This window comes from Streptomyces sp. ATLC9, from assembly GCF_057196705.1.
On the sequence record NZ_JBXUOY010000300.1, the window covers coordinates 1 to 5,999 of the forward strand.

General features: G+C 70.9%; 6 protein-coding genes. All 6 read right to left on the reverse strand.

The annotated features are described in order from the left end of the window. Positions 1-141: 141 nt before the first annotated feature. The gene (locus tag AC2CJA_RS22980) at positions 142-597 is read right to left on the reverse strand and encodes a DUF2550 domain-containing protein (protein WP_484604586.1); all 456 of its coding nucleotides are present in this window, start codon (positions 595-597) and stop codon (positions 142-144) included. Positions 598-726: 129 nt separating this feature from the next. Further along, the gene (locus tag AC2CJA_RS22985; protein WP_484604587.1) at positions 727-1,113 is read right to left on the reverse strand and encodes a F0F1 ATP synthase subunit epsilon; all 387 of its coding nucleotides are present in this window, start codon (positions 1,111-1,113) and stop codon (positions 727-729) included. Positions 1,114-1,203: 90 nt separating this feature from the next. After that, positions 1,204-2,658 carry a F0F1 ATP synthase subunit beta gene (gene atpD / locus AC2CJA_RS22990; RefSeq protein WP_484604588.1) on the reverse strand — a complete coding sequence of 485 codons (1,455 nt, stop codon included), beginning with the start codon at positions 2,656-2,658 and terminating at the stop codon, positions 1,204-1,206. 5 nt (positions 2,659-2,663) lie between these two features. Then, the gene (locus tag AC2CJA_RS22995) at positions 2,664-3,578 is read right to left on the reverse strand and encodes a F0F1 ATP synthase subunit gamma (RefSeq protein ID WP_484604589.1); all 915 of its coding nucleotides are present in this window, start codon (positions 3,576-3,578) and stop codon (positions 2,664-2,666) included. A 2-nt stretch (positions 3,579-3,580) separates the two neighbouring features. After that, positions 3,581-5,152 carry a F0F1 ATP synthase subunit alpha gene (gene atpA / locus AC2CJA_RS23000; protein WP_484604590.1) on the reverse strand — a complete coding sequence of 524 codons (1,572 nt, stop codon included), beginning with the start codon at positions 5,150-5,152 and terminating at the stop codon, positions 3,581-3,583. Between the two features lie 119 nt (positions 5,153-5,271). Next, the coding region (locus AC2CJA_RS23005) for a F0F1 ATP synthase subunit delta (protein ID WP_484604591.1) at positions 5,272-5,999 on the reverse strand (728 nt) is incomplete at its 5' end.

Here is a 5,999-nt window from a genome sequence, read left to right on the forward strand (position 1 = left end):
CCCCCGGGGGGGACCCCCCCCCCCCCCCCCCCGCAATCACCCCCCCCGGGGGGCCCGCCCGCCCCCCCCCCCCCCGGTTCGCTGTCCGTCCGCTCCCTCCCGGGCTCCGTCCGGGGAACCCCCGGGCACCGGGGGCGCCGCTCAGGCGACATTCACCCTCTGGCCGGGGGGCGCTGCTTCGAGCCACGCGAGGAAGCCGGTCAGGGCGTCCTCGCTCATCGCCAGCTCCACCCGGGCGCCGCGGTGCGAGCAGGCCAGGACCACCGAGTCCGACAGGAGCGCCAGCTCCTCGTCCCCCTCGGGCCTGCGGCGCTCCAGCACCTCGATCGCCTCGCGCTCCAGCAGCCGGCGCGGCCGCGGCGCGTAGGAGAAGACCCGGAACCACTCGACCCGGTCCCCGCTGTAGCGGGAGACGCCGTACACCCAGCCCTTGCCACCGGCCTCGGCGCCCTCGCCGGAACACGGCGCGTCCCACCGCAGACTGCAGTCGAAGGTGCCCCCCGGCCGCTGGATCAGCCGCCGCCGCAGCCCGAAGGCGAACAGTCCCAGCAGCGCCAGAGCCAGCACCGCCCCGGACAGCACGAGAGCGAGGACCATCTTCACCGACCTCCTCGCCTCGTCCGTCCGTACAGCCCGTAGGCAGCCAGCAATCGCCTCAGCCGCGGACCGCTGTGGAGCGATGCTCCGGTGCGGTCCGCGGCTGAGGCACGTACATGTGCGCGGGTCTCAGTGCGCGCTCGCCAAGGCGGCCCGAAGCCGGATCTCGGCGCGGCGCTCGGCGGCGGCGTCCGCCTCCGACTTCGCCCGCTCCAGCGCACGCTCGGCGCGCTGGACATCGATCTCCTCCGACAGCTCCGCGATCTCCGCGAGCAGCGACAGCTTGTTGTCCGCGAAGGAGATGAAGCCGCCGTGCACCGCGGCGACGACGGTGCCGCCCCCGCTCTCGCCGGTCGTACGGATCGTCACCGGGCCCGGCTTCAGCACACCGAGCAGCGGCTGGTGGCCGGGCATGACGCCGATATCACCCGACGAGGTGCGCGCGACGACCAGGCCGGCCTCGCCCGACCAGACCTTGCGGTCCGCAGCGACCAACTCGACGTGCAGCTCAGCCACAGTGGCTCCTCGAAACTGGGGTTTTCACAGAATAACGGTGCGCGGGGACAGGGGGCGGATGGACCCGCCCCCTGTCGTGGGGCGCGGACGTCAGGAGACGCCCAGCTCCTTGGCCTTGGCCTTGAGGTCGTCCAGGCCACCGCACATGAAGAACGCCTGCTCCGGGAAGTGGTCGTACTCGCCGTCGGCGATCGCGTTGAACGCCGCGATCGACTCGTCCAGCGGAACGTCCGATCCGTCCAGGCCGGTGAACTGCTTCGCCGCGTGGGTGTTCTGCGACAGGAAGCGCTCGATACGGCGGGCGCGGTGGACGACCAGCTTGTCCTCCTCGCCGAGCTCGTCGATGCCGAGGATGGCGATGATGTCCTGGAGGTCCTTGTACTTCTGCAGGATCCCCTTGACGCGCGAGGCGCACTCGTAGTGGTCCTTGGAGATGTACCGGGGGTCCAGGATCCGGGAGGTGGAGTCCAGCGGGTCCACCGCCGGGTAGATGCCCTTCTCCGAGATCGGGCGCGACAGAACGGTGGTCGCGTCCAGGTGGGCGAAGGTCGTCGCCGGGGCCGGGTCGGTCAGGTCGTCCGCGGGCACGTAGATCGCCTGCATCGAGGTGATCGAGTGGCCGCGGGTGGAGGTGATGCGCTCCTGGAGCAGACCCATCTCGTCCGCCAGGTTCGGCTGGTAGCCCACCGCGGAGGGCATGCGGCCCAGCAGGGTGGAGACCTCGGAACCGGCCTGGGTGAAGCGGAAGATGTTGTCGATGAAGAACAGCACGTCCTGCTTCTGGACGTCGCGGAAGTACTCCGCCATCGTCAGACCGGCCAGGGCCACGCGCAGACGGGTGCCCGGGGGCTCGTCCATCTGGCCGAAGACCAGCGCGGTCTGCGGGAGAACGCCGGACTCGGCCATCTCCTCGATGAGGTCGTTGCCCTCACGGGTGCGCTCGCCGACGCCGGCGAACACGGAAACGCCCTCGTGCAGCTTGGCCACACGCATGATCATTTCCTGGATGAGGACGGTCTTGCCGACGCCCGCGCCGCCGAACAGACCGATCTTGCCGCCCTTGACGTACGGGGTCAGCAGGTCGACGACCTTCAGGCCGGTCTCGAACATCTCGGTCTTGGACTCGAGCTGGTCGAAGGCCGGGGCCTTGCGGTGGATCGCCCAGCGCTCGGTGACCTCGGACTCGGCCTCCGGCTCGTTCAGGATGCGGCCCAGGGTGTTGAACACCCGGCCCTTGGTGACGTCGCCGACGGGCACGGTGATGCCGTTGCCGGTGTCGGTCACCGGGGCCTGGCGGACCAGGCCGTCGGTCGGCTCCATGGAGATCGCGCGGACCAGGCCCTCGCCCAGGTGCTGGGCGACCTCGAGGGTGAGGGTCTTCTTCGCACCCTCCTCGGCCGGGTCGGCGACCTCTACGGTCAGCGCGTTGTAGATCTCCGGCATCGCGTCGACGGGGAACTCCACGTCGACGACCGGGCCGATGACCCGCGCGACGCGGCCGGTGGCCACGCCCGCCGCAGCGGTCGGCTCAACAGTGGTGGTCATAGTTGTCAGTCACTCCCCGCAGAAGCGTCGGCCAGCGCGCTGGCACCACCGACGATCTCGCTGATTTCCTGGGTGATGTCGGCCTGGCGGGCCTGGTTGGCAAGCCGCGTCAGCGACTTGATGAGGTCCTCGGCGTTGTCCGTCGCCGACTTCATCGCACGCCGGCGGGCGGCGTGCTCGGAGGCGGCCGACTGGAGCAGCGCGTTGTAGATCCGGCTCTCGACGTACCGCGGCAGCAGCGCGTCCAGAACCTCCTCCGCGGACGGCTCGAAGTCGTACAGCGGACGGATCCGCTCCTCCTTCTCCGCCTGCCGCGTGACCTCGTCGAGGCTGAGCGGCAGCATCCGCTTCTCCACCGGGTTCTGCGTCATCATCGACACGAACTCCGTGAAGACGATGTGCAGCTCGTCCACGCCGCCCTCGGCCGTGTCCCTGCGGACCGCCTCGATCAGCGGCCCGGAGACGGCCTTGGCGTCGGCGTACGACGGCCGGTCGGTGAAGCCCGTCCACGACCGGGCGACCCTCCGGTCGCGGAAGCCGTAGTAGGCCACGCCCTTGCGGCCGACGATGTAGGAGTCGACCTCCTTGCCCTCGGCCCGCAGCCGCTCGGTCAGCCGGTCGGCCGCCTTGATCGCGTTGGCCGAGTAACCGCCCGCCAGACCGCGGTCGCTCGTGACGAGCAGGACCGCGGCCCGGGCCGGCTTCTCGGTCTCGGTGGTCAGCGGGTGCTGGGTGTCGGAGCCGGTGGCGACGGCGGCGACGGCCCGGGTCAGCTCCTCGGCGTACGGAGTCGACGCGGCCACCTGGCGCTGGGCCTTGACGATGCGCGACGCGGAGATCATCTCCATCGCCTTGGTGATCTTCTTGGTCGCGCTGACGGAGCGAATCCGCCGCTTGTAGATCCTGACCTGCGCGCCCATGCTCAGACCTCGCCCAGCAGCTTGCCGTCCGAGGTCTCGAACTGCTTCTTGAAGGAGGCGATGGCGTCCGACAGCGACTGGAGGGTGTCGTCGGACATCTTGCCGCCCTCGCGGATGCCGGTCATCAGGTCCTTGCGCTCGCGGTGCAGGTGCTCCAGCAGGTCGCTCTCGAAGCGCCGGATGTCCTCGGCGGGGACGTCGTCCATGCGGCCGGTGGTGCCCGCCCAGATGGAGACGACCTGGTCCTCGGTCGGGTACGGCGCGTACTGCGACTGCTTGAGCAGCTCGACCATGCGCTTACCGCGCTCCAGCGCCGCCTTGGAGGCGTCGTCCAGGTCGGAGCCGAAGGCGGCGAACGCCTCCAGCTCGCGGAACTGGGCGAGGTCCACACGCAGCCGGCCGGAGACCTGCTTCATGGCCTTGTGCTGGGCCGAGCCACCGACTCGGGAGACGGAGATACCGACGTTCAGCGCCGGGCGCTGGCCCGCGTTGAACAGGTCGGACTCCAGGAAGCACTGGCCGTCGGTGATGGAGATGACGTTGGTCGGGATGAACGCCGACACGTCGTTGGCCTTGGTCTCGATGATCGGCAGACCGGTCATCGAGCCGGCGCCCATCTCGTCCGAGAGCTTGGCGCAGCGCTCCAGCAGCCGGGAGTGCAGGTAGAAGACGTCGCCCGGGTAGGCCTCGCGGCCCGGCGGGCGGCGCAGCAGCAGGGACACGGCGCGGTAGGCGTCGGCCTGCTTGGACAGGTCGTCGAAGATGATCAGGACGTGCTTGCCCTGGTACATCCAGTGCTGGCCGATGGCCGAGCCGGTGTAGGGCGCCAGGTACTTGAAGCCCGCCGGGTCGGACGCCGGGGCGGCGACGATGGTGGTGTACTCCAGCGCGCCGTTCTCCTCCAGCGCCGCGCGCACGGAGGCGATGGTGGAGCCCTTCTGGCCGACGGCGACGTAGATGCAGCGGACCTGCTTGCCCGGGTCGCCGGAGCGCCAGTTGTCGCGCTGGTTGATGATCGTGTCGATCGCCAGGGCGGTCTTGCCGGTCTGGCGGTCGCCGATGATCAGCTGACGCTGGCCGCGGCCGATCGGGGTCATCGCGTCGACGGCCTTGTAGCCCGTCTCCATCGGCTCGTGCACCGACTTGCGCTGCATGACCGTGGGGGCCTGCAGTTCGAGGGCGCGGCGGCCCTCGGTCTCGATCTCGCCGAGGCCGTCGACCGGGTTGCCCAGCGGGTCGACGACACGGCCAAGGTAGCCGTCGCCGACCGCGACGGAGAGGACCTCGCCGGTGCGGCGCACCGTCTGGCCCTCCTCGATGCCGCTGAACTCGCCGAGGACGACCGCGCCGATCTCGCGCTCCTCGAGGTTGAGGGCGAGGCCGAGGGTGCCGTCCTCGAACTTCAGCAGCTCGTTCGCCATCGTCGAGGGAAGACCCTCGACCTTCGCAATGCCGTCACCGGCAAGGCTGACCGTCCCGACCTCTTCGCGCGAGGCCGCGTCCGGCTTGTACGACTGGACGAAGTTCTCCAGCGCGTCCCGGATCTCATCCGGCCGGATCGTGAGCTCCGCCATCTGGGTTCCCTGCTCTCCTTGTTGGGCCCGTATGTGTCTGCTACGGCCCAACTCGGGCCGCCAGTACTGCTTCTTGAGTTGGTGTGGCCTACCGCCCGCGGTGTCCGCCGGCCGTGGGCTCAGCCGGCCATCCGCCGGGTCGCCCCTTCGAGGCGCTCCGAGACGGTGCCGTCGATGATCTCGTCGCCGACCCGCACCCGGATCCCGCCGAGGACCGCCGGGTCCACGTCCAGGTTGAGGTGCATCTCGCGTCCGAAGAGCCTCGCCAGGGCGGCGCCCAGGCGCTGCTTCTGGCGGTCGCCGAGCGGTACGGCCGAGGTGACCACCGCCACCGAGCGGTTGCGGCGCTCGGCGGCCAGCCTGGAGAGGGCTTCGAGCCCTCCTTCAAGACTACGTCCACGCGGCTGGCGCACGAGGCGGACGACCAGTCGCTCGGTGGCGGGCTTGGCCCGCCCCCCCAGCAGCCGCCGCAGCAGCTCGGTCTTGGCCGCCTTCACGGTGTCGTCGGTGATCTTGCCGCCGAGAGCCGCGCGCAGCTCCGGGGAGGAGGCCACCGTCCGGGAGAACCGGAACAGTTCGTCCTCCACGTCGTCCAGCGTGCCGTCACGCTCGGCCGCGGTGAGGTCGGCGACGTCGGCGAGCTGCTCGACCGCGTCCACCAGGTCGCGCGAGCGCGACCAGCGGGAGCGGACCATGCCGGAGACCAGATCGACGGCCTCGCCGCCGACCTGGCCGCTCAGCAGGCGTCCGACCAGCTCGGCCTTGGCCTCGCCGGGGGGGGGGGGGGGGGGGGGGGGGGGCGGGCGGCGCGCCCCCCCCGCGGCGCGGCGGGGCGGCGGGGGCGCGG

Coding starts and splice junctions, on each gene's coding strand:
- AC2CJA_RS22980 (WP_484604586.1), bottom strand. CDS start 597: ATGGTCCTCGCTCTCGTGCTGTCCGGGGCGGTGCTGGCTCTGGCGCTG.
- atpD (WP_484604588.1), bottom strand. CDS start 2,658: ATGACCACCACTGTTGAGCCGACCGCTGCGGCGGGCGTGGCCACCGGC.
- AC2CJA_RS22995 (WP_484604589.1), bottom strand. CDS start 3,578: ATGGGCGCGCAGGTCAGGATCTACAAGCGGCGGATTCGCTCCGTCAGC.
- atpA (WP_484604590.1), bottom strand. CDS start 5,152: ATGGCGGAGCTCACGATCCGGCCGGATGAGATCCGGGACGCGCTGGAG.